Here is a 19,894-nt window from a genome sequence, read left to right on the forward strand (position 1 = left end):
TCTTATTGAACCCGCGTGGCCTTGATCCCGGCCTTTGCAAGCTGGTCCTGCACACTGCCCTCGCCGGCAAGATGCCCGGCGCCGACGGCAACGAAGACCGTGCCAGGCTGCGCCATCCGCATTTTCAGCCATTTCGCCCAGGCCGCGTTTCGGTCGGTAATGAAGGCCTTGCGCATGGCTAAGTCGGATTCGTCTTCATTCAGCAATTTGGCAAGCTCGTCCGCCCGGCCGGCTTTCCATGCTGCCACGACCTTGGCGACATCCTCGCGCAGGGTGGGAAGCTGGTCCAGGACTTCGCCCAGATAGCGGTTCTGGCTGTCCACCGGCATGTCGTCGAACAGTTCGATCTGGTATTCCGGCGTTTCCAGCGTCTGGCGCGCCTTGTGTGCGTCGTCGGCCTTGGCGTCGATCAGGGTCTCCACGCCGTTGGCCTTGTCGAAGCCGGCGGCCTTGAGCGGCAACAGTGAAAGCAGCAGCCCCGCATACCATGCCTCGAAGGAATCGAAGGCTTCGGCCGGAAGACCCATGCCGGCCAGCGCTTTCTCGAACGCGGCGCGTTCATCGGCCGGCAGGCTGGCGCGCAGGGTCGTGCCGTCGGCGCGCATTCCCTTTTCGACGAACAGCTTTTGCAGCGCATCAGGCGAATCGACCTTGGTTTCCGTCACCAGCAGATCGGACGAATCGAACGCATCTTTCACCGGGCCTGTGAACCAGTTGGTGCCCTCAGGCAGGATGTGGATCGTGCCGAAGAGATAGATCGTGGTGTCCTTGTCCGCGATCTTCCACATTGCCGGGCGCGCGGGCGCCTCTTCCTGCGCCAGCGAGGGGGCAGTGGCAAACAGGCCGAGCAGACCTGCTACGGCAAGGCGAAGGCGGAACTTTCGGGAGAATTTCATCGCTATTCCATGAAGCGCCAGGAACAAACGCGGCATTAACGGCGCGTTGGGGATGGCCTTAGCGGGCCCGGCCTCCTCAGGGTAGCGCTCTCAGTCATCACACCGTCGTTTTGCGCGGTTGATTTGCCCGGTTCGATCCGCCAAAGGCCGCGAGCCCAAGAGTTTTGACGGAATTTCGATGTCGACCCCCGCCAAACAGCCGCTCAGCTTTCAGGACATGATCCTGACGCTCCATGATTTCTGGAGCAAGCAGGGCTGCCTTATCCTTCAGCCCTACGATATGCGCATGGGGGCGGGCACGTTCCACCCCTCGACCACGCTGCGCGCGCTCGGTCCCGAGCCCTGGAAGGCGGCCTACGTCCAGCCTTCGCGCCGCCCCACGGACGGTCGCTATGGCGAGAACCCGAACCGCCTTCAGCACTATTACCAGTATCAGGTGATCCTGAAGCCGAATCCGGAGAACCTGCAGGAACTCTACTTGCAGAGCCTTGTCGCGATCGGTGTCGATCCGCTGGCGCACGATATCCGCTTCGTGGAGGACGACTGGGAAAGCCCGACGCTGGGCGCCTGGGGCCTTGGCTGGGAAGTCTGGTGTGACGGCATGGAAGTGACGCAGTTCACGTATTTCCAGCAGGTCGGCGGTTACGACTGCAAGCCGGTCGCGGGTGAACTGACCTACGGCCTCGAACGCCTTGCCATGTACATTCAGGGCGTGGACTGGGTCTACGACCTCAAGTTCAACAACGAAGGCGTGACGTACGGCGACGTATTCCTCGCCAACGAGCAGCAGCAGTCGAAGTACAACTTCGAGATCGCGGACACGGATGCGCTGTTCGCCGGCTTCAAGGCCGCTGAGGCGGAATGCATGCGCTGCATCGAGGCGGAAATCCCGCTGGCCGCCTATGACCAGGCGATCGAGGCTTCGCACCTTTTCAACCTGCTGCAGGCGCGCGGCGTGATCTCCGTGCAGGAGCGCGCCAGCTACATCGGCCGCGTGCGCGAACTCGCCAAGGGATCGTGCAAGGCCTGGATCGACAAGAACAAGGACCAGTGGGAAGCCAAGTTCCCGGGGTGGAGCGCATGACCGACTTCCTTCTCGAATTGCGCAGCGAAGAAATCCCCGCGCGCATGCAGGCCGGCGCCCGTGCCGATCTGGAAAAGCTGTTCCGCAAGGAAATGGAAGCGGCCGGCGTTGCCGTGGGCGACGTCACCGTCTGGTCGACCCCGCGCCGCCTTGCGCTGATCGCCCATGGCCTGCCGCTGGCGACCGAAGCCGTCCACGAGGAAACCAAGGGCCCCGCCACCAGCGCGCCCGAGCAGGCCCTCGAAGGGTTCCTGCGTAAGACCGGCCTTACCAAAGACCAGCTCGAAGTCCGCGACCTCAAGGGCAAGGACACCTATTTCGCGGTGGTCGAAAAGCCCGGCCGTGCGGTGAAGGACGTGCTGGCAGAGGCGATCCCGGCCATCGTGCGCGCGTTTCCCTGGCCGAAGTCGATGCGTTGGGGCGCGGCTTCGCTCTCCACCGAATCGCTGCGCTGGGTGCGTCCGCTCTCGGGTATCGTTGCGGTGCTGGGTGAGGATCTGGTCGAGTGCGAGGTTGGCGGCGTTGCCTCCGCTTACGTCACCAAGGGCCACCGCTTCCATGCTCCGGGTGAGATCACCATCGGCGGCGCGCATGACTATGCGGACAAGCTGCGGATCGCTCATGTCCTCGTCAACCATGAGGAACGTCAGGACATCGTGCGCACCAAGGCACGCGAGGCGGCCACCGCTGCTGGTCTGGTGCTGGTGGAGGACGAGGGCCTCGTTATCGAGAACGCCGGCCTCACCGAATGGCCGGTGCCGCTGCTCGGCCGTTTCGAGGAAGATTTCCTCGAAGTTCCGCCCGAAACCATCCAGCTTACCGCGCGCGTGAACCAGAAGTACTTCGTTTGCGAGGACGCTTCGGGCTCGCTGGCGAACGCCTTCATCTGCACCGCGAACATCGTCGCGACCGATGGCGGCACTGCCATTGTCGACGGCAACCGCAAGGTGCTGGCCGCGCGCCTGTCCGACGCTCGGTTCTTCTGGCAGCAGGATCGCAAGACCCCGCTTTCGGTCCACGCCGAAAAGCTGGCGCGCATCACCTTCCACGAAAAGCTGGGCACCGTCGCCGACAAGGTCGAGCGCGTCGCCAAGCTGGCCGAATGGCTGGCGAGCGAAGGCGTGGTGCCGAACTGCGAACCTGCACTGGCGCGTCAGGCAGCGGAACTCTCCAAGGCCGATCTCGTTACCGAGATGGTTGGCGAATTCCCGGAACTTCAGGGGCTTATGGGCGGATACTACGCCCGCGCCGAAGGTCTGCCGAACGCCGTGGCCGATGCCATCCGCGATCACTACAAGCCGGTCGGGCAGGGCGATGAGGTGCCCATCGCCCCGGTGACGGTGGCCGTCGCGTTGGCGGACAAGCTGGACACGCTGTTTAGCTTCTTCTCTGTCGGCCTCTATCCGACAGGTTCTAAGGACCCATTTGCCCTTCGACGCGCTATGCTCGGGGTGATTGCGACGATCCTGAAGTCGGGTCTTCGCGTACCATTCACGAAACTTGCCCGGAAGCGTGAACTGGATGATGGCGCTCTGGCTTGGTTCCTTGATTTCCTTGATGAGCGTTTGAAGGTTCAACAGAAGGAAGCCGGCGTCCGCCATGACCTGATCGACGCGGTGTTTGCGCTTGGCGGCGAGGACGATCTCGTTCGCCTGCTCGCCCGTGTTCATGCGCTTCAGGCTTTCGTGCAGACTGACGACGGTGTGAACCTGCTCGCCGGTTACAAGCGTGCCGCCAACATCCTGAAGAAAGAAGACTGGAACGGCACTGGCGCGATCGAGCACACGGGTGACGAAGACCCGCTCGAAAACGTCGATCATCCGGACATGCAGGGGGTCTACGCGGCGCAAGGCGCGCTGCCTTACACCGCCGAACCTGCCGAGCAGGCGCTGATCGACGCGCTGACGGCGGCGGAACCCCAGGCCGGCAAGGCGGTTGAGGGTGAGGACTTCGCTTCCGCGATGTCCGCGCTCGCCACGCTGCGGGCACCAATTGACGCTTTCTTCGAACATGTCACCGTCAACGACGCGGACGCGGTCAAGCGCCATTCAAGGCTGGCCTTGCTTGATCGATTCCGTGCTGCAGTGCACAACGTGGCGGATTTTTCGAAGATCGAAGGCTAGGGAGCGGTCCACAGTACTTCGGACCGGGTTCTCGAAGAGTTTTATCAACCAGGACAGGAAAGTCAGGGGATAGATGAGCAGGCAGGTCTACACGTTCGGCGGCGGTGTCAAAAATGAAGACGCACGCGCGCGCGACAAAGTCGTAGTCGGCGGCAAGGGTGCTAATCTTGCCGAAATGGCCGGGATCGGCCTGCCGGTTCCTCCGGGTTTTACCATTACCACTGAAGAATGCGTGAAATACCTTGCCGAAGGCGGCGATTTCTCGGCCGAACTGCGCGCCGACGTTGCCGAGGCGCTGACGCATATCGAAAAGACCGTGGGCAAGAACTTCGGCGATGCCGCCGATCCGCTGCTCGTCTCGGTCCGTTCGGGCGCGCGCGTTTCGATGCCGGGCATGATGGACACCGTCCTGAACCTCGGCCTCAACGATGCCACGGTTGAGGGCCTGACGCAGACCTCGGGCGATGAGCGTTTCGCGTGGGACAGCTATCGCCGCTTCGTCCAGATGTATTCGGACGTCGTGCTTGGCCTCGATCATGGCCGCTTCGAAGAAGCGCTGGAGATCGCCAAGGAAGACAACGGCTACATGAACGACGTCGAGATGACGGCGTCGAACTGGAAGGCCATCGTCAAGGAATACAAGGGTATCGTCGAGGAAGAACTCGGCCGCCCGTTCCCGCAGGACGTGCATGAGCAGCTTTGGGGCGCGATCCAGGCGGTGTTCGATTCCTGGGATTCGGACCGTGCCAAGGTCTATCGCCGCCTGAACGACATTCCGGGCGACTGGGGTACTGCCGTCAACGTGCAGGCCATGGTCTTCGGCAACATGGGCGATACCTCGGCCACCGGCGTCGCCTTCACCCGCGACCCGGCGACCGGCGAAAAGGCCTATTACGGCGAATGGCTGGTGAACGCGCAGGGTGAGGACGTCGTCGCCGGCATCCGCACGCCGCAGTACCTGACCAAGGCCGCGCGTGAGCGGGCCGGTGCCAAGCCGCTGTCGATGGAAGAGGCAATGCCGGAGGCTTACACCGAGCTTGCCGCGGTGTTCGAGCTTCTCGAAAAGCACTACCGCGACATGCAGGACATCGAGTTCACCGTCGAGCGCAACAAGCTGTGGATGCTGCAGACCCGTTCGGGCAAGCGCACTGCCAAGGCCGCGCTCAAGATGGCGGTGGACATGGTGGAAGAAGGCCTGATCGACGAGGCAACCGCGATCAAGCGCGTCGATCCCATGGCGCTCGACCAGCTTCTGCACCCCACGCTCGATCCCAAGGCGGCTCGCGACATTCTGGGCAAGGGTCTTCCCGCTTCGCCGGGCGCGGCTTCGGGCGCGATCGTGCTTGATGCTGACACTGCCGAAAAGCGTGCGGAAATGGGCGAGGCCGTGGTGCTCGTCCGCGTCGAGACCAGCCCTGAGGACATTCACGGCATGCACGCCGCGAAGGGCATCCTTACGGCGCGTGGCGGCATGACCAGCCACGCGGCGGTCGTGGCGCGCGGCATGGGCCGTCCCTGCGTTTCCGGCGCTTCGGGCCTGTCGATCGACATGAAGACCCGCACCTTGCGCATGGGCAACCGTGAGCTGAAGGAAGGCGACGTGATCACGCTCGACGGCGCGACCGGCGATATCATGGCCGGCGAAGTGCCGACCATCGAGCCGGAACTGGCCGGCGATTTCGCCACGCTGATGGTCTGGGCTGACAAGCACCGCCGCATGAAGGTGCGCACGAACGCCGAGACCCCGGCCGACTGCAAGATGGCCCGCCAGTTCGGTGCCGAAGGCATTGGCCTCTGCCGTACCGAGCACATGTTCTTCGACGCCGGCCGCATTTCGGCCGTGCGCCAGATGATCCTGGCCGAAGACGAAGCCGGCCGCCGTGCCGCGCTTGAAAAGCTGCTGCCCGAACAGCGTGCCGACTTCATCGCGATCTTCGAGGTGATGGCCGGCCTGCCGGTCACCATCCGCCTGCTCGATCCGCCGCTCCACGAGTTTCTGCCGCACGGCGATGCCGAGTTCGCAGAGCTTTCGGAAACGATCGGCATCGGCATCGATACGCTGAAGCGCCGTGCGGACGAACTGCACGAGTTCAACCCGATGCTCGGCCATCGCGGTTGCCGCCTGGGCATCACGTTCCCCGAAATCTACGAGATGCAGGCTCGTGCGATCTTCGAAGCCGCCTGCGAAGTCGCAGCCGCTTCGGGTGAGGCCATCGTGCCGGAAGTGATGATCCCGCTCGTCGCCACCAAGCGCGAGTTGCAGATCCTCAAGAAGGTCGTCGACGAGACGGCGGCTAAGGTCTTCGCCGAGAAGGGCCGCACGCTCGACTACATGGTCGGCACCATGATCGAACTGCCGCGCGCTGCCCTGATGGCGGGTGAGATCGCGGAAGAGGCCAAGTTCTTCTCGTTCGGCACCAACGACCTGACGCAGACCACGCTGGGCGTTTCGCGCGACGACGCCGCGCGCTTCCTCAGCCCCTACGTTGAAAAGGGCATCTATCCGCGCGATCCGTTCGTCAGCCTCGATATCGAGGGTGTCGGCCAGCTCGTGCAGCTGGGCGCCGAGCGTGGCCGCGCGACCTATGCCGATCTCAAGCTCGGCATCTGCGGTGAGCATGGTGGCGATCCGGCATCGATCGCGTTCTGCGAGAAGGTGGGCCTCGACTACGTCAGCGCCTCGCCCTTCCGCGTGCCGATCGCGCGACTGGCTGCGGCGCAGGCTGCACTGGCCTGAGATCGCCGCATTGGAAAATGAAAAGGCCGGGAGAAATCCCGGCCTTTTTCTCATTTCTTCCAACCCGATAGGGTGAGGATCTCGAAAGTCTCGGTAGTCCGCCCGTTCTCGCCGGCGGCCGAGAAGGCATCGCGTGCCCGGGCCAGTGCCGCCTTTCCGAGCGGCGCGCCGGGGTCTGCGAGGACGCCGCCGAGCGCCTGGGCCCGAAGATCACCGATCAGGCGCTCCAGGCTGCGGAAAGAGACCTGAAGCGGGCGCTGGTCGATCACCGGATCGGCGAAAAGCGTGCGCTGGAGCAATTGTCCGCCCGCGCGCACATCGACCATCGGGTGAATGCGGGCGGCAGGGCGGTCGCCATCGGCGGCCAGCATGATCTCCCGCAGTCGCGGCAGGCTGCCCGATGACAGGAAGCTGGCAATCAGCATTCCGCCCTGCGCCAAGGCGCGGCGGGCGTGGATCAGCGCGCCGGGCAGGTCGTTCACGGTATCCAGCGTGCCAAGGCTGGCGATCAGGTCGAAGCCATCGAAGGGGTAGGGGGTCTCTTCGTTGAACCCCGTTGCCGGTTCGGCTTCGATGACTTCGACGCCGCGGGCGGTGAGCGAACGTGCCAAGGCTCCGGTCCAGTCGCCGATGACAAGCGCGCGCTTTGGTTCGAATCGGAGGAAGGAGAGGCGCTCCTCGACATCCTCGACCATGTCGTCGAGTAGGTAGTGCGGAGCGTCCGGCAACTGCTGAAGCGCCAGCGCGCGGCGGCGGGCGGCGATGCGGCGGGCGGGAGCGAAGATGCGCGGCGGAGCGGGGGGAGCAGTTTCAGCCATCCCGCGCTCCCTGCCGTGTCGGCGCGCCTCGCGCAACCATCCAGAAGCGCAAGAGCCGGATGAACAGCTTGTAGCTTGAGCTTGGCGCGTGCCGCCATAGGTTGGCGAACCGATGTCGCTGTTCGCCGCCTTTGCTCCCGTGATCGATCTGATCTATCCGCCGCGCTGCCCCCTTTGCGGGGCGGCAATCGCGGCGCAGATCGGATTGTGTCCGGCGTGCTGGGAAACGCTGGCGATACCTGGGGATCCGTGCTGCGCCACCTGCGCACGGCCATTTCCTGACGATATTCCCGATGGAGCGATCTGTGCGCCATGCATGGCGCAGCCGCCGCGTCACGACGGGATTGCGGCGGCCACGCTGTACAATGCCACGTCCCGCAAATTGATCCTTGGGCTCAAGCACGGAAACCGCCTTGCGCTGGCAGGCATGATGGGCAGCTTCATGGCCGCGCGTCTGCCGCAGATCGACGACGAGTGGATGGTCGTGCCGGTACCGCTGCATCGTTGGCGGATCTGGCATCGTGGATACAACCAGGCGGCAGAGCTCGGCCGGACGATCGCACGGCTGAGGGGCGCGCGGCTTGCCGTCGATCTGCTGGAACGGCGCAAGGCCACGCCTTCGCTGGGTGGCCTGGGCCGCAAGGCGCGGCAGCGTGCGCTGTCCGGAGCGATCACCATTCCTTCGCGTCATCGGGCCAGAGTGAAAGGCGCGCGGATCGTGCTGGTGGACGACGTTCTCACCAGTGGGGCGACGAGCGAGGCCTGCGTGTCCGCGCTCAAGCGTGGCGGTGCCGAACGGGTTGTGATCGCGTGCTTTGCCCGTGTGCTGGATGAGGCGCTGGATATCGCGTAATCGGCAAACGAAAACGCCCGGAACCATAAGGCTCCGGGCGTTCTCGTGACGAAACTGGTAGACCCCGCTTTCGCGGTTCGGCGGCCCCCCTGCAGGCCGCCTAGTCCGATCCCTCATTCTGCGTCGGCCAGATCGGCCAACATTCCCTGAACCGTGGCGCTTGTTTCCTGATAACTTTGGCCCGAGGCTAAGTTACCGGTCAGCGACCTGATGGTCGGAAGCAGCCCCCCAGCTGCAAGGCGACAATCGACGTAAACCCGGGGGTTGAAAAGAGGCTTGAGGGCGTTAGGGGGATTTTGATCACCGGCTGTGGTTATCCTGCAACATTCGATGCCTGCAGGAAAAGCGGAGGGAAATTTCCAGAATGCGAGAGATCAGCAAGGCAGAACGCGAACAAGGTCGTGAATTTCTTCCAAAGTTCGATGCACATGGACTGCTGATCGCGATCGCGGTCGACTCCCGCACGCGCGAAATCCTGATGGTCGCGTACATGGATGAAGAGGCTCTTTCCAAGACACGGGAGACGGGGCTTGCCCACTTCCATTCCCGTTCGCGCGGGCGGCTCTGGCTGAAGGGGGAATCTTCGGGGCATTTCCTGCGCGTCGAGGAAATTCGAGTCGATTGCGATCAGGACGCGCTGGAACTGCTGGTGCAGCCCGAGGGCCCGGCCTGCCATACCGGTGCGCGCAGTTGCTTCTACCGCCGACTCGACGGTAACGTTCTCGAATCATTCGAAAGCTGAAGTTCGCGTTCGACAACCCTGTTGTACAGCGGCAAAGGTCGAAATTATGGCTACCGCTTTGTTAACCATATAAAATGGTGATTTGATTTGCCTTTCGGCAAGTTGTGCAAAGCAGCCGTGAGCGTGGCAATTTCGGCTTAGCCCATCATTCGTCCGGATGAACGCAATGGGCTCGTATGGATGATGCCGGAAGGCAAAGCTCTTCCGCGACGGTGCTGATTTCTTGCGAAATTTCGCTGTCCCACGAAGAAAACGAATGATCGCGTGGCTGCTCGAGGCTGGTGTCCTGCCCCGTCACCAGCCGACGGGTGCGCATGCCTGCGGCGGGGCCTAGCAGCGGAAGCGTTTGCCCTCCCGGCGTCGGCATGAGGGAGAGGGGAGCCTGATGGGCTCCGCGGGGCATTTGAAGGAAGGGAAATGTCATGAACCGACGAGTGACAATCGTTGCAATGACCGTCGGCCTCCTGGCCGGCGTTCCAACCGTAGCGATGGCGGATCAGAAACCCGCCAACTCTGTCGTCAGCAGCCAGAAGTACAATCTGGCCAGCTATTTCGGCAGGGACAACGACCGTCGCGACAACGACAGCCGCTGGGGTCGCGACCGCGACAACGGCAACCGCTGGGGTTGGGGTCGTGACAATGACAACCGCTGGGGCCGCGATCGCGGCAACCACTGGGGTTGGGGTCACGATGATGACGACCACGACCACGGCCATCACGGCGGTGGCGACAAGTCGCACGGCTGCTAAGGCCGGATGATGGGATCGTGGCCGCCCGAATGCGGCGGCCACGATCTTGCTTCGTGAGCGTTTCAGTTAGAGCATTTCCATTCAGGTTGAATCACCTGATGGGTCGGAAACCGCTCTAGCCCAGGATTTCGTCAAACAGGCTGACCATGGCCGCCCAGCTCTGGCGGTCGGCGCTGGCATCGTAGCTGATCGCCGCCATGCCGCGCGCGTCGCTGCCGGGATCGGTGAAGCCGTGGCGAACCCCGGAATAGGAATGGAAGTGCCAGTTGGCCTCGGCACGGTCCATCTCTTCCCAGAATCCGACAACCTGCTCACGCGGGACCAGCGGGTCCGCATCGCCGTGGCAGATGAGGATGCGCGGCTTGATCGTGCCGGGTTCGGCCGGCCGGGCCGTGGAAAGCGTGCCGTGGAAGCTGACGGCGGCCAGCAGGTCCTGTCCATCGCGCGCGGCTTCGAGAACGGCCTGGCCGCCCATGCAGTATCCGATGCCCAGCAGCGGCAGGTCCGCCGCTTCAGGCAAGCTGCGCAGGGTATCGATCGCGGCCGCAATCCGGCCGCGATAATGGTCGAGATCGCTGCGCAGCTTCTCCGCAAGCGGAAACGACGCCTCGAAACTTTCCACCGGCTCGCCATAGAAATCCGCCACCAGCGCGAGGTATCCGCGTTCCGCCAGCATTCGGGCCCGCTTTTCCATGGGCGCGTTGTAGTTGGCAATGGTGGGAAATACGATCACGGCCGCGCGGGGCGTTCCTTCCGGGCGGGCGAGCCACCCGGTAAGGTCCACGCCTGCGTGGGTATAGGCAATAGCGTCCATCAATTTGCTCCGGCCGTCTCTTTACTCGGGGAGGAAGTCCGGCACCGAGAGGTAACGCTCGCCGGTGTCGTAGTTGAAGCCCAGCACGCGCGAACCGGCGGGCAACGAGGGCAGCTTCTGCGCGATGGCGGCCAGCGTAGCGCCGGAACTGATGCCCACCAGCATGCCTTCCACGGTGGCGCAGCGGCGCGCCCAGTCCTTGGCGTCGGCTGCATCCACCTGAATCGCGCCGTCGATCGACTGGGTGTGAAGGTTGCCGGGAATAAAGCCGGCGCCGATCCCCTGAATCGGGTGCGGGCCGGGCAGGCCGCCCGAGATGACCGGGGAAAGCGTGGGCTCTACCGCATAGGCCTTCAGCGAAGGCCATGCCTTCTTGAGTGCTTCGGCGCAGCCGGTGATGTGGCCGCCGGTGCCAACGCCGGTGATCAGCACGTCGATTGGATCGCTGGCGAAATCGGCCAGGATTTCCTGCGCGGTCGTTTCGACATGGACGGCGACGTTTGCCGGATTGTCGAACTGCTGCGGCATCCAGGAGCCGGGCGTTTCCGCAATCAGTTCCTTGGCCCGTTCGATCGCGCCCTTCATGCCCTTTTCGCGGGGAGTGAGGTCGAACGTGGCACCGTAGGCCAGCATCAGGCGGCGACGCTCGATCGACATCGATTCGGGCATGACGAGGATCAGCTTGTAACCCTTGACCGCCGCCACCATGGCCAGGCCGATGCCGGTATTGCCCGAGGTAGGTTCGATGATCGTGCCGCCGGGCTTCAGTGAGCCGTCGGCTTCGGCAGCTTCGATCATGGCAAGGGCGATACGGTCCTTGATCGAACCGCCGGGGTTGCCGCGCTCCGCCTTGACCCAGACCTCATGGTCCGGAAACAGCCGCGACAGGCGGATGTGCGGCGTATCGCCGATCGTGGAGAGAATGCTTTCGGCCTTCATGATGCGTGCTCCCAACGTGGTGCGAAGGTTCGGGCCCGGCGGATCTCAGGGAAGCCCCAGGCCCAGATGGCGGTAATGACTATGGCAGCGGTCCCGCCGAAGACAACAGCGCCGGTTGCGCCGAGCAGGGCGGCCGCCACGCCGGACTGCATCTCGCCCAATTCGTTCGAGGCGGAGATGGCCAGGCCGGAGATGGCCGATACGCGGCCGCGCTTGTCGTCTGGGGTGCGAAGCTGAACCAGCGAACTGCGGATGAAGACGGAGATCATGTCCGCCGCGCCGATCAGCGCCAGAAAACCCAGCGAGACCACGAAGCTGCGCGAAAGCCCGAAGCCGACCGTCATCGCGCCATAGGCGGCGACCGAGACCAGCATCTTCACGCCGACATTGCTGGCCAACGGACGGAAAGAGAGCCACAGCGCCACGACAGCGGCACCGGCGGCCGTCGCCGCGCGCATCTGGCCAAGGCCCTCCGGCCCGACATGCAGGATGTCGCGTGCGAAGACCGGCATCAGCGCGGTCGCACCGCCCAGCAGCACGGCGAACAAGTCCAGCGTGATGCAGCCGAGCAGGAAGCGTTCGTGCCAGATGAAATTGAAGCCATCGACGATCTGGCGCAGCGGATGCGCCTTGCGCGCGTCCGTGGCGACCGGCGGAATATTGCGGATCGCAAGGATGCTGCAGGCAGACATTGCTGTGAGGATGGCGGCGATCCAGTAAGGCAGCGCGTGGTGGCTTGCGAAGAGGAAGCCGAAAGCGGCCGGGCCGATGATGGTGCCGGCCTGCATGGCGATCGAGTTGAAGCCGATCGCGCGCGGGATCAGGTTCGAAGGCACGATGTTCGGGGCGATCGCGCTCATCGACGGGGAAACGAAGACCCGGACGGCACCGTGCACTGCGGCAAAGACGTAAAGTACCGGAAGGCTGCGCCATTCCAGCGTGGTGGCAATGCCCAGCCCCACCGCGACCATGATGTCGATAGCCATTGCCAGTCCGGCCACGCGCCGCCGGTCGAACCGGTCCGCGATCACCCCGGAGATCGGCGTCAGCAGGAAGATCGGCAGGAACTGCGCGAAGCCCAGCAGGCCGAGCTGGAAAGAAGCCTGCGTGATCGACATCGCATAGTCGGACCGGGCAACGTCGTAGAGTTGGTAGCCGATGATGACGACCATGCCGGTCGACGCCAGCACCTGGAAGAACCGGGCCAGCCAGAACTTGCGATAGTCGGCGATGCGTAAGGGCGAACTGGGGGGCGGCGTGGGCTGCGCGGTGGCGCCCGCAGAGTCGGGAGGCGTATTCACGATCGGGTGCATGGCAGCATGACGCGGGCTTGCCAAGCCACGCCGCAAATCCCGTCGATAGGTTCTCTTTACTATCAATAAGCAAGGCACGCGGTGACGCGCATGCCGGGCAAGGTGCCTGCCAGAGAATTGGCGTGACGCGGCCGGTCTCGCGGATCGAGTTTCATCACGCGCCAAAGCCGCCCGAAGCGATCCAGGCGACCTTTCAAATCGCGATACGTGGCTGCGCTGGGGCGCGGCGAAGCGTCAGCGGCGGGGGCGCAACCTGGGATTGGGCTGGGTGGTGTCGACCAGCTTGAGGAAGTCGTCGATGCGGATGATTCGCTCGAACTGGAAGCCGGATCGGCCTTCGTGCGACCAGATCATATGGGCCTCTATGCGGCCGACGACGGGCAGGCGCATCACAACGCGCTCACCGCGATCGAGGTCCAGTTCGCCCTTGCACATGAAGCCCTGGGCCGAAAAGTTGACGATATGCAGATGAACGTCGCCCAGTCGGCGATGTTCGGCAATCAGCTTGTGATCGACAGGGTGGCGCGCCGCGCGCCGTTTGTCGGTTACAGAGAGCTGTGCTCCTGCACTCATTTTCTTGTCCGCCTCTGGTTATGGCCGTGAGGCAGCAAAGTGCATCAAAATGGCAAACAATCCGTAAACCCCGGCGAATATTGTATATCCGCCGGGGTGAAACGTGCCTTGTCAGCGATCAAGCGCCGCGCAGGATTGCGTGCTTCTTCTTGCCGAGGCTCAGCTTACGGGTTTCTCCGGTGCCGACTTCGATCAGGAAGCCCGGATCGTCCATGGTCAGATCGTCAAGCTTCACGGCGCCTTCGCCGATCTTGCGCTTGGCTTCGCCATTGGAGGCGGTGAAGCCGAGTTCGGTCAGCGCCGCACCCACGCGAACGCCTTCGCCGGAGACTTCCAGCGTGGGCAGGTCCTCGCCAAGTCCGCCGCCGGCAAAAGTGGCCTTCGCGGTGGCTTCGGCAGCAACCGCGGCATCCTCACCACGGCACAGCTTGGTCACTTCGTTGGCCAGCACGACCTTGGCATCGTTGATTGCGGCGCCTTCGAGTGCTTCGAGGCGGGCGATCTCGTCCAGAGGCAGGTCGGTGAACAGGCGCAGGAACTTGCCCACGTCGCGGTCGTCGCAATTGCGCCAGTACTGCCAGAAGTCGTAGCTGGGCAGCATTTCCTCGTTGAGCCAGACCGCGCCGGCGGCCGACTTGCCCATCTTGGCGCCGTCCGCCGTGGTGAGCAGCGGCGTCGTCAGGCCGAAGACTTCCTTGCTGTCCATGCGGCGGGTCAGTTCGACGCCGTTGATGATGTTGCCCCACTGATCGGAGCCGCCCATCTGCAGGCGCACGTCCTTGTCTTTGCAGAGGTGACGGAAGTCGTAGCCCTGCAGGATCATGTAGTTGAATTCGAGGAAAGTCATCGGCTGCTCGCGTTCAAGGCGCAGCTTGACCGAATCGAACGAGAGCATGCGGTTCACGGTGAAGTGCGTGCCGACTTCCTGAAGCAGCTGGATGTAGCCCAGCTGGCCCAGCCAGTCCTGGTTGTTCACCATCACCGCGTCGGTCGGCCCGTCACCGAACTTCAGCAGGCGTGAGAAGATCGAGAAGATGCCCTTGATGTTGGTCTCGATCGTCTCGTCAGACAGCATCTTGCGGCTCTCGTCGCGGCCCGTCGGGTCGCCGATGCGCGTGGTGCCGCCGCCCATCAGCACGATCGGCTTGTGCCCGGTCTGCTGGAGGCGGCGCAGCATCATGATCTGCACAAGGCTGCCGATGTGGAGCGACGCTGCGGTGGCGTCGAAGCCGATATATCCCGGCACGATCTGCTTCTCTGCGAGAGCGTCGAGGCCCTCGGCATCCGTCGTCTGGTGGATGTAGCCGCGCTCTTCGAGGACGCGGAGCAGGGAAGATTTGTAGGTCATGACCGTGCTTCTTGTTAATGGGAGCGGGGCGCCTAGCATGAGGGGCGCCGGATATGAAGCGATTGGTCGCGTGCGTGGTGATATCCGGCCGAATCCGGCGCAATCCGGATTGCCAGCCCGTCACACGGGCCATTACGGAGGCCGCCATGTCCGACCTTATCTGCCACCCGGCACACCCACCCGTTCTCGTCCGCTCGGTCGAAGCCCGCGTCATCGGCTTCGACGATACCTGGCTGCGCGTGCGCTGGCGGATTCTGGGCGCGGGCAAGCTGGTGGTGCCGGCATTCGCGGGCAAGGGCAGGGCGGAGGGGCTCTGGAACACCACCTGTTTCGAACTGTTCCTGCAGCCACCGGGTGAGCAATCCTACGTCGAGATCAACCTATCGCCCTCCGAACGCTGGAACGTCTACGACTTCACCGGCCGCCGCGAGGGCATGACCGAGCGGCCGATGCCGCGTGAGCCCGAGTGCACGATGCGCAAGGGATCGGACATCGCCGTGTTTGATGCCGCCATCCCGGTCGGCGGCCTGCCCGCGCTGCCGCAGAACCACGGCTTCACGGCGGTGATCGAGGAGGAGGGTGGCATTAAGAGTTATTGGGCGCTTTCCCACAGCGGCGATGCGCCCGATTTCCACGATCCGTCTTGCTTCGCACTCCCGCTTGCGGCACCCACCGCGCCATGAAATTCGGTATCGACCGCCTGCTGGCAGACCCTGAACTCCGCAAACCCCTTGAAGGGCGCCGCGTCGCGCTTGTCGCCCATCCCGCTTCGGTGACCGAAGACCTCGTCCACTCGCTTGACGCGCTGATCGCGGCGGGCGTGAACGTCACGAGCGCTTTCGGCCCGCAGCATGGGCTGAAGGGCGACAAGCAGGACAACATGGTCGAGACCGCCAACGAGCTGGATCCGACTTACGGCATCCCCGTCTACAGCCTCTACGGTGAAGTCCGCCGCCCCAGCGAGGCGATGATGGACAGTGCCGATGTGTTCCTGTTCGACCTGCAGGACCTTGGCTGCCGCATCTACACGTTCGTCACCACGCTGCTCTACCTGCTGGAAGCCGCCGAAAAGCAGGGCAAGAGCGTCTGGGTGCTCGATCGTCCCAACCCCGCCGGCCGCCCGGTCGAGGGGTTGACGCTGTTGCCGGGGCAGGAGAGCTTCGTCGGCGCCGGCCCGATGCCGATGCGCCATGGCCTGACGCTTGGCGAGATGGGCCACTGGTTCGTCCGCCATTTCAAGCTCGATGTCGATTACCGCGTGGTCGCGATGGAAGGCTGGCAGCCTGAAGGCCCCGGCTTCGGATGGCCGCAGGACCGTATCTGGATCAATCCCAGCCCCAATGCCGCCAACCTCAACATGGCCCGCGCCTATGCCGGCACGGTCATGATCGAGGGCGCGACGCTGTCGGAAGGCCGCGGCACCACCCGCCCGCTGGAAGTGCTGTTCGGCGCGCCCGATATCGATGCCAAGGCGGTTCTGGCCGAAATGCAGCGCTTTGCGCCCGAGTGGCTCGAAGGCTGCGCCCTGCGCGAATGCTGGTTCGAACCGACCTTCCACAAGCATGCCAAGACCCTGTGCAGCGGCCTGATGATCCATGCGGAAGGCAAGTTCTACGACCATCACGCCTTCCGTCCCTGGCGGCTGCAGGCGCTGGCGTTCAAGGCGATCCGAAACCTCTATCCCGACTATCCGATCTGGCGCGACTTCCCATACGAGTACGAGTTCACGCGCCTTGCCATCGACGTCATCAATGGCGGCCCAGGCCTGCGCGAGTGGGTCGACAATCCCGATGCGCTTCCGGGCGACCTCGATGCCGCGGCTGGCGCGGACGAGGCGGCGTGGAAGGCCGAGATCGCCGACTTGCTGCTCTATTGAGCCGGTGATTTGCGGGCCGGCCCGTCGGTAAAGGCGGGCGGGGCCATCATTTTGCCGTCGGCCAGCACCAGAACGGGGCAACCGCCCAGACGCTTGTCCACCGCGCGGATCAGGCCGGGCTTGGGCTCATCCGCACGCGGCGTGGCGTGGCCCGCTGCCGCATTGGCTTGCTGGATGGTGTAGGCGCATGTCGCCTTGGCTTTGGCGGACTTGTCCAAGCCGGCTGGCGGAGCGGCACCCATAGTTAGGGCACCAAGGGCGAGGATCAGCAGGGCTTCCTTCATCGTCGCACTCCAATATTCCGTCTGCGGTGGATAATTGCCCAATCCGTTCGCGTAGGAAAGCGCGATCAGGCTTTCTTGCGCGTCAGTTCCCGCATTGCCGCGTCCAGCCCGTCCAGCGTCAGCGGGAACATCGCCCCGCCCATCAGGTCTCGGATCATCCGCGTGGAGCTGGAATAGCCCCACTGGATCTCCGGTGTGGGGTTGAGCCAGACGGTTGCGGGATATGTCTGCGCCACACGCTGCAGCCAGACCGCGCCGGCTTCATCGTTCATGTGCTCCACCGAACCGCCGGGATGGCTGACTTCGTAAGGGCTCATCGCCGCGTCGCCCACGAAGATCACCTTGTAGTCATGCCCGAACTTGTGAAGCAGGTCCCAGGTCGGCGTGCGCTGAGACCAGCGGCGGCGGTTGTCCTTCCACACGCCTTCGTAGAGGCAGTTGTGGAAGTAGAAGAACTCCATGTTCTTGAACTCGGCGCTGGCGGCGCTGAACAGGTCTTCCATCATCTCGATGTACGGGTCCATCGATCCGCCAACATCGAGGAATAGCAGCACTTTCACCGCATTGTGCCGCTCCGGCCGCATGACCACGTCCAGCCAGCCTTGCTTGGCGGTGCCGCGGATCGTCTCGTCCAGATCGAGTTCCTCGGCCGCGCCTTCGCGGGCGAAACGGCGGAGGCGCCGCAGCGCCACCTTGATGTTGCGCGTGCCCAGTTCACGGGTGTTGTCCAGATTGGCGAACTCGCGCTTTTCCCAAACCTTGATCGCGCGGCCGTGCTTGCCCTCACCGCCGATGCGGATGCCTTCGGGGTTGTAGCCCGAATGGCCGAACGGCGAGGTGCCGTTGGTGCCGATCCACTTGTTGCCGCCCGAGTGGCGCTTTTCCTGTTCTTCCAGACGCTTCTTCAGCGTCTCCATGATCTCGTCCCAGGAGCCGAGCGCCTTGATCTGCTCCATCTCCTCTTCGGAGAAGTAGCGCTCCGCCACTTTGCGCAACCAGTCCTCTGGGATGTCGACCGGCTGCTGGCCGTAGTCGCTCAGCACGCCCTTGAAGACCTTCTGGAACACCTGATCGAACCGGTCGAGCAGGCCCTCATCCTTCACGAAGGTCGCACGGCTGAGGTAGTAGAACGCCTCGGGCGTCCGCTCGATAACGTCACGCTCCAGCGCTTCCAGCAGCACCAGATGCTCCTTCAGGGAGGCGGGAATACCGGCGGCGCGCAGCTCCTCCACGAAGTTCAGCAGCATGGCGACGCTCCGCTTTGGTTGACACGAAACGCATGGTGAAGCGAACTGTCACCTTGTTGTGAAATCAAAGGTTTAAGTGTCACTTTGTGCATCCGTGTGAGACCTTTCGGGCCGAAGTGTCACCTTGCGAAAATGACGGTCCAAAGTGGGCCAGGGCGGCGATGAAGTGAGAAAGGCTCATGATGCGGAACCTACACCCTCCGGGCTTGGGTAGGAAACCGCGCGGGCCTTCGGGCGATGGACCAGCGCCACCAGCACGAAGGAAATGTACATCAGCAGATACCACGCGCCCAGCTTGGTCCAGTGGACCATGGCCCAGCCGTGCCGCTGGTTCGGATAGATCCAGGCCTGTGAAAACGTCGCCAGGTTCTCGGCAAACCAGATGAACAGCGCGACCAGAAACCAGCCCAGCAGCAACGGCATCCAGCGATCCTCCCGCCAGACGCGGAACCAGATGCGCGTGCGCAGGAAGAGCGCGCCCAGTAGCGCGAACAGCGCGATCCGCACGTCCGGCAACCAGTGATGCGCGAAGAAGTTGACATAGATCGCCACGGCCAGCGCCACCGATGCCGCCTCGATCGGATAGCCGGTGAAGCGGAAATCGAAGATGCGCCAGATGCGGGCGATATAGCTGCCGACGGCGGCGTACATGAAGCCGGAAAACAGCGGTACACCGCCGATCCGCAGCAGGTTTGCCTCGGGATATTCCCATGACCCATGCGCCGTCTTGAACAGTTCCATCACGGTGCCGACCACGTGGAAGGCAAGGATCACCTTGGCCTCGTCCATGGTCTCCAGCCGCAGCGCCAGCATGGCGATCTGGATCGCCAGCGCCGCCAGCGTCAGGAAATCGTAACGGGCCAGCGGCGCATCGGCCGGATAGAACAAGTGGGTGGCCACCAGCAGCGCCAGCAGCAGTCCGCCGAACAGGCAGGCCCAGCCTTGCTTGAAGCCGAACAGCAGGAATTCATAAAGCCAAGCCCGCCAGCCGGCGCGCGGCTCGAACGCTTCGAGCCGCACGCGGATGGTGGCAAAGCGGGTATGCGAGCCCGTCATGCCTACCCTATCAGGTGGCGGACGGCGGCGGAGGCGGTTGCTGCGGCCATGTTTCCAGCGCGGTATCGAAATGGGCCCATTCCGGCGCGTCGTCGGTCCAGATCACCATTTCCGGCTTCAATCCATGCCCCGCGTCCAGCGCGCCGAGGCGCATGGTCTGCAAGTGCGGACGCGCCGAACTCTGTGCGAAAATCTGGGTGCCGCACTTGGGGCAGAAATGGAACGTGAGCGTATTGCCGCTGGCGGCCTTCCACGTGGACGAAGCAAGATCGCCCTCGATCGCGACGTCTTCAACCTTGAAGATGGCGTTATTGGTCGGGCTGCCCGCCGCCAGCTGCTGGCACTGGCGGCACCAGCACTGGCGCGTGGCAATGGGCTCGCCCACTATGTCGAGCGTGACGGCGCTGCAGGCGCAGCGTCCGGTATAAGGTGCTGTCATCTT

19 protein-coding genes are annotated in these 19,894 nt (G+C 63.7%); 8 read left to right on the forward strand and 11 right to left on the reverse strand.

The genetic code is table 11. The features are described from left to right. Positions 1-2 precede the first annotated feature (2 nt). Positions 3-896, reverse strand: a complete 894-nt coding sequence (locus tag ACZ1JC_RS19480) for a TraB/GumN family protein (protein WP_465135316.1) — start codon at positions 894-896, stop codon at positions 3-5. 178 nt (positions 897-1,074) lie between these two features. Between ACZ1JC_RS19480 and ACZ1JC_RS19485 the strand changes: the two genes are divergently transcribed. From ACZ1JC_RS19485 to ppdK, 3 genes are all read left to right on the forward strand, one after another. Beyond that, complete coding sequence (locus tag ACZ1JC_RS19485) at positions 1,075-1,980, forward strand: glycine--tRNA ligase subunit alpha (protein ID WP_465135315.1); 906 nt, start codon at positions 1,075-1,077, stop codon at positions 1,978-1,980. Next, positions 1,977-4,103 carry a glycine--tRNA ligase subunit beta gene (glyS, locus tag ACZ1JC_RS19490; RefSeq protein ID WP_465135314.1) on the forward strand — a complete coding sequence of 709 codons (2,127 nt, stop codon included), beginning with the start codon at positions 1,977-1,979 and terminating at the stop codon, positions 4,101-4,103. The genes ACZ1JC_RS19485 and glyS overlap by 4 nt, the downstream gene beginning before the upstream one ends. Before the next feature lie 73 nt (positions 4,104-4,176). Next, positions 4,177-6,840 (forward strand): pyruvate, phosphate dikinase, encoded by a 2,664-nt coding sequence (ppdK, locus tag ACZ1JC_RS19495; RefSeq protein ID WP_465135313.1) that lies wholly within the window; start codon positions 4,177-4,179, stop codon positions 6,838-6,840. Positions 6,841-6,890: 50 nt separating this feature from the next. On the opposite strand, the gene ACZ1JC_RS19500 is transcribed toward ppdK, so the two are convergent. Continuing rightward, positions 6,891-7,658 carry a methyltransferase domain-containing protein gene (locus ACZ1JC_RS19500; RefSeq protein WP_465135312.1) on the reverse strand — a complete coding sequence of 256 codons (768 nt, stop codon included), beginning with the start codon at positions 7,656-7,658 and terminating at the stop codon, positions 6,891-6,893. Between the two features lie 112 nt (positions 7,659-7,770). Here ACZ1JC_RS19500 and ACZ1JC_RS19505 point away from each other — a divergent pair, with 112 nt between their 5' ends. From ACZ1JC_RS19505 to ACZ1JC_RS19515, 3 genes are all read left to right on the forward strand, one after another. Then, positions 7,771-8,511 (forward strand): double zinc ribbon domain-containing protein, encoded by a 741-nt coding sequence (locus ACZ1JC_RS19505; protein ID WP_465135311.1) that lies wholly within the window; start codon positions 7,771-7,773, stop codon positions 8,509-8,511. 364 nt (positions 8,512-8,875) lie between these two features. Then, positions 8,876-9,253, forward strand: a complete 378-nt coding sequence (gene hisI / locus ACZ1JC_RS19510) for a phosphoribosyl-AMP cyclohydrolase (RefSeq protein WP_465135310.1) — start codon at positions 8,876-8,878, stop codon at positions 9,251-9,253. A 434-nt stretch (positions 9,254-9,687) separates the two neighbouring features. Continuing rightward, positions 9,688-10,002 carry a hypothetical protein gene (locus ACZ1JC_RS19515; RefSeq protein WP_465135309.1) on the forward strand — a complete coding sequence of 105 codons (315 nt, stop codon included), beginning with the start codon at positions 9,688-9,690 and terminating at the stop codon, positions 10,000-10,002. Positions 10,003-10,117: 115 nt separating this feature from the next. Here the strand turns inward: ACZ1JC_RS19515 and ACZ1JC_RS19520 are convergent, their stop codons facing one another. The 5 genes from ACZ1JC_RS19520 to tyrS form a co-directional block, all read right to left on the reverse strand. Then, a complete protein-coding gene (locus tag ACZ1JC_RS19520; RefSeq protein WP_465135308.1) occupies positions 10,118-10,816 on the reverse strand; it encodes a dienelactone hydrolase family protein in 699 nt (232 codons plus the stop codon). Positions 10,817-10,837: 21 nt separating this feature from the next. Continuing rightward, the gene (gene cysK / locus ACZ1JC_RS19525) at positions 10,838-11,755 is read right to left on the reverse strand and encodes a cysteine synthase A (protein WP_465135307.1); all 918 of its coding nucleotides are present in this window, start codon (positions 11,753-11,755) and stop codon (positions 10,838-10,840) included. Further along, the gene (locus ACZ1JC_RS19530; RefSeq protein WP_465138541.1) at positions 11,752-13,068 is read right to left on the reverse strand and encodes an MFS transporter; all 1,317 of its coding nucleotides are present in this window, start codon (positions 13,066-13,068) and stop codon (positions 11,752-11,754) included. Before ACZ1JC_RS19530 ends, cysK begins: the two co-directional genes overlap by 4 nt. Before the next feature lie 234 nt (positions 13,069-13,302). Then, positions 13,303-13,641, reverse strand: coding sequence for a PilZ domain-containing protein (locus ACZ1JC_RS19535; RefSeq protein WP_465135306.1), 339 nt, complete (start codon positions 13,639-13,641; stop codon positions 13,303-13,305). Between the two features lie 118 nt (positions 13,642-13,759). Then, entirely contained in the window at positions 13,760-14,989 is a 1,230-nt protein-coding gene (tyrS, locus tag ACZ1JC_RS19540; RefSeq protein ID WP_465135305.1) for a tyrosine--tRNA ligase, read from the reverse strand. A gap of 146 nt (positions 14,990-15,135) precedes the next feature. On the opposite strand from tyrS, the gene ACZ1JC_RS19545 reads away from it, so the two are divergent. Further along, positions 15,136-15,672: a DOMON-like domain-containing protein gene (locus tag ACZ1JC_RS19545; protein ID WP_465135304.1), complete on the forward strand. Its 537-nt coding sequence runs from the start codon at positions 15,136-15,138 to the stop codon at positions 15,670-15,672. Further along, on the forward strand, positions 15,669-16,865 hold the full coding sequence (locus tag ACZ1JC_RS19550; RefSeq protein WP_465135303.1) for an exo-beta-N-acetylmuramidase NamZ family protein: 1,197 nt from the start codon (positions 15,669-15,671) through the stop codon (positions 16,863-16,865). Before ACZ1JC_RS19545 ends, ACZ1JC_RS19550 begins: the two co-directional genes overlap by 4 nt. Here the strand turns inward: ACZ1JC_RS19550 and ACZ1JC_RS19555 are convergent. The 4 genes from ACZ1JC_RS19555 to ACZ1JC_RS19570 all read right to left on the reverse strand — a co-directional run bounded on the left by ACZ1JC_RS19555 (position 16,859) and on the right by ACZ1JC_RS19570 (position 19,891). Then, entirely contained in the window at positions 16,859-17,149 is a 291-nt protein-coding gene (locus tag ACZ1JC_RS19555) for a hypothetical protein (RefSeq protein WP_465135302.1), read from the reverse strand. The two genes, ACZ1JC_RS19550 and ACZ1JC_RS19555, sit on opposite strands and share 7 nt — an antisense overlap. 65 nt (positions 17,150-17,214) lie before the next feature. After that, a complete protein-coding gene (locus tag ACZ1JC_RS19560) occupies positions 17,215-18,396 on the reverse strand; it encodes a vWA domain-containing protein (RefSeq protein WP_465135301.1) in 1,182 nt (393 codons plus the stop codon). Positions 18,397-18,573: 177 nt separating this feature from the next. After that, positions 18,574-19,452, reverse strand: coding sequence for a DUF817 domain-containing protein (locus ACZ1JC_RS19565; protein ID WP_465135300.1), 879 nt, complete (start codon positions 19,450-19,452; stop codon positions 18,574-18,576). Positions 19,453-19,462: 10 nt separating this feature from the next. Then, entirely contained in the window at positions 19,463-19,891 is a 429-nt protein-coding gene (locus ACZ1JC_RS19570; protein ID WP_465135299.1) for a GFA family protein, read from the reverse strand. Positions 19,892-19,894 lie beyond the last annotated feature (3 nt).

It is taken from the genome of Sphingomonas sp. BL-S-28, assembly GCF_055521515.1.

Coding starts and splice junctions, on each gene's coding strand:
- ACZ1JC_RS19480 (WP_465135316.1), bottom strand. CDS start 896: ATGAAATTCTCCCGAAAGTTCCGCCTTCGCCTTGCCGTAGCAGGTCTG.
- ACZ1JC_RS19485 (WP_465135315.1), top strand. CDS start 1,075: ATGTCGACCCCCGCCAAACAGCCGCTCAGCTTTCAGGACATGATCCTG.
- glyS (WP_465135314.1), top strand. CDS start 1,977: ATGACCGACTTCCTTCTCGAATTGCGCAGCGAAGAAATCCCCGCGCGC.
- ppdK (WP_465135313.1), top strand. CDS start 4,177: ATGAGCAGGCAGGTCTACACGTTCGGCGGCGGTGTCAAAAATGAAGAC.
- ACZ1JC_RS19500 (WP_465135312.1), bottom strand. CDS start 7,658: ATGGCTGAAACTGCTCCCCCCGCTCCGCCGCGCATCTTCGCTCCCGCC.
- ACZ1JC_RS19505 (WP_465135311.1), top strand. CDS start 7,771: ATGTCGCTGTTCGCCGCCTTTGCTCCCGTGATCGATCTGATCTATCCG.
- hisI (WP_465135310.1), top strand. CDS start 8,876: ATGCGAGAGATCAGCAAGGCAGAACGCGAACAAGGTCGTGAATTTCTT.
- ACZ1JC_RS19520 (WP_465135308.1), bottom strand. CDS start 10,816: ATGGACGCTATTGCCTATACCCACGCAGGCGTGGACCTTACCGGGTGG.
- cysK (WP_465135307.1), bottom strand. CDS start 11,755: ATGAAGGCCGAAAGCATTCTCTCCACGATCGGCGATACGCCGCACATC.
- ACZ1JC_RS19530 (WP_465138541.1), bottom strand. CDS start 13,068: ATGCACCCGATCGTGAATACGCCTCCCGACTCTGCGGGCGCCACCGCG.
- ACZ1JC_RS19535 (WP_465135306.1), bottom strand. CDS start 13,641: ATGAGTGCAGGAGCACAGCTCTCTGTAACCGACAAACGGCGCGCGGCG.
- tyrS (WP_465135305.1), bottom strand. CDS start 14,989: ATGACCTACAAATCTTCCCTGCTCCGCGTCCTCGAAGAGCGCGGCTAC.
- ACZ1JC_RS19545 (WP_465135304.1), top strand. CDS start 15,136: ATGTCCGACCTTATCTGCCACCCGGCACACCCACCCGTTCTCGTCCGC.
- ACZ1JC_RS19550 (WP_465135303.1), top strand. CDS start 15,669: ATGAAATTCGGTATCGACCGCCTGCTGGCAGACCCTGAACTCCGCAAA.
- ACZ1JC_RS19555 (WP_465135302.1), bottom strand. CDS start 17,149: ATGAAGGAAGCCCTGCTGATCCTCGCCCTTGGTGCCCTAACTATGGGT.
- ACZ1JC_RS19560 (WP_465135301.1), bottom strand. CDS start 18,396: ATGCTGCTGAACTTCGTGGAGGAGCTGCGCGCCGCCGGTATTCCCGCC.
- ACZ1JC_RS19565 (WP_465135300.1), bottom strand. CDS start 19,452: ATGACGGGCTCGCATACCCGCTTTGCCACCATCCGCGTGCGGCTCGAA.
- ACZ1JC_RS19570 (WP_465135299.1), bottom strand. CDS start 19,891: ATGACAGCACCTTATACCGGACGCTGCGCCTGCAGCGCCGTCACGCTC.